1 protein-coding gene is annotated in these 2,374 nt (G+C 64.2%); it reads left to right on the top strand.

The genetic code is table 11. From position 1 onward, the window contains the following. The coding region (locus ACMO6A_RS11115; RefSeq protein WP_418471273.1) for a hypothetical protein at positions 1–2,118 on the top strand (2,118 nt) is incomplete at its 5' end. Positions 2,119–2,374: the final 256 nt, after the last annotated feature.

Genomic DNA, 2,374 nt, shown 5'->3' with positions numbered 1-2,374 from the left:
AAGTTCTTCCGCCAGTTCTCTTATCCCGGCGGCATCCCGAGCCACTTTGCGCCCGAGACGCCCGGTTCCATCCACGAGGGCGGCGAGCTCGGCTACACGCTCAGCCACGCTTACGGTGCCGTCATGGACAACCCGAGCCTGTTGGCCGTGGCCGTGGTGGGCGACGGCGAGTCCGAGACCGGCCCGCTCGCGACCTCTTGGCAATCCAACAAGCTCGTGAACCCGGCAACCGACGGTATCGTTTTGCCGATCCTGCACCTCAATGGCTACAAGATCGCCAACCCCACCATCCTCGCCCGCGTGTCCGACGAAGAGCTCACCAAGTTCTTTGAGGGCATGGGCTATAAGCCGCACTTCTTTGTCGCCGGCTTTGACGACGAGAGCCACGCAAGCATTCATGCGCGTTTCGCTGCCCTGTTTGAGCAGGTCTTTGACGAGATCTGTGACATCAAGGCAACCGCGCAGGCCCAGGCCGCCGCAGGCGAGACCGTGGTCCGCCCGGCCTACCCCATGATTGTGTTCCGCACGCCCAAGGGCTGGACCTGCCCCAAGCAGATCGACGGCAAGAAGACCGAGGACTCCTGGCGCGCGCATCAGGTGCCGCTGGCGAGTGCCAAGGACACCCACGAGCACTTCCGCGTGCTGCGCGAGTGGCTGCGTTCCTACAAGCCCGAGGAGCTCTTTACGCCCGAGGGCCAGGTGCGCCCCGAGGTGACGGCCTTTATGCCGACCGGCGAGCTGCGCATCGGCGCCAACCCCAACGCGAACGGCGGTAAGGTGCGCCGCGAGCTCGAGCTGCCCGATATTCATGCCCACGAGGTCCCCGTCGCAACTAAGGGTCATGGCTGGGGCTCTACCGAGGCCGCCCGCGTCTTTGGTGAGTACACTGCCGACGTTCTGGCCAATAACATGGATGACTTCCGCATCTTCGGTCCCGACGAGACCGCGTCCAACCGTCTGCAGGCTGCCTACAAGGTGACCAAGAAGCAGTGGGACGCCGGCTTCTACGAGGACGAGGCCAACGACGAGCTGCTGGCGGGCTCCGGTAAGGTCGTCGAGCAGCTGTCCGAGCACCAATGCGAGGGCTTCCTCGAGGCCTACGTGCTCACTGGCCGTTCCGGCGTATGGAGCTCCTACGAGAGCTTTGTCCATGTGGTCGACTCCATGGTCAACCAGCACTGCAAGTGGCTCGAGGCTACCAAGCGCGAGATTCCGTGGCGTGCCCCCATCAGCGGCCTTAACATTTTGCTGTCGAGCCACGTCTGGCGTCAGGACCACAACGGCTTCTCGCATCAGGACCCCGGCTTTATCGACCTGCTGCTCAACAAGGCCAACGACACGCACATCGTAAACGCCTACTATCCGGCCGACGCCAACATGGCTCTCGCCGTGGCCGAGCGCGTCTACCAGTCCACTGACTGCGTCAACGCCATCTTCTGCGGCAAGCAGCCTGCTCCGACCTTCCAGACGGTCGACGAGGCCAAGGCGGAGCTCGCCGAGGGCGTTGCGACCTGGGAGTGGGCATCGACCGCCGATTCGCTCGCCGAGGCCGACGGCGTGGTCGCCACCTGCGGTGACGTGCCGACGCTTGAGGCTCTGGCTGCAACCGACATGCTGCGCGAGCTGGGCATCAAGGTATGGTTCGTCAACGTGGTCGATCTGCTCAAGATCCAGAACGTCTGCGAGAACGACCAGGCTCTCAGCGACGAGCGCTGGGCTGAGCTGTTCGGCTGCGGCGAGAAGCCCGTCCTCTTCGCGTTCCACGCCTATGCCGGCACGATTCGCCGCCTGATCTGGAACCGCCCCGGCCACGACGCCTTCCGCGTCCACGGTTACGAGGAGAAAGGCTCCACGACAACGCCGTTCGACATGCTGCGCCTGAACAGCATGGACCGCTGGGCACTGGCCGCCGACGTGCTGCGCATGGTCGACGCCGATAAGTTTGCCGAGCAGATTGATAAGTGGGAGGCATTCCGCACCGAGGCCTTCGAGTTCGCGTGCGATGAGGGCTACGATCACCCGGCCTTTACCGACTGGGTCTGGCCCGACGCCGCAGCCGCAACCGCTGCCGACGGCGCGCTCTCCGCAACGCAGATGACCGCGGGCGACAACGAGTAACTTAGTTACGCGGTTTTACCAAACCGCGTAATGGCTCGACGCTGCGCGGGTTCCAGGCACCCCATCTCGCCGTTCAAACCGTCGCTCACGTACATAAAGTACGCGTCACTCCTCTTTCACGGCGACCTGGGGCACCTGGAACCCGCTCGCTGACTTTTGTGCAACCAGCGGCGAGCGGTTGCTCGGGGAGCGCTTGTGCTGGACGGTCTCGCGCTGGGGTCTTGCCCGGCGGGGTTGCCTTGCTCCGGGAAGTGGG

The organism is Eggerthella sp. (assembly GCF_048329335.1).
GTDB lineage: Bacteria > Actinomycetota > Coriobacteriia > Coriobacteriales > Eggerthellaceae > Eggerthella > Eggerthella lenta.
Note: the sequence above shows the minus strand (reverse complement) of the source record. Positions and strands in the feature narration are given on the sequence as shown.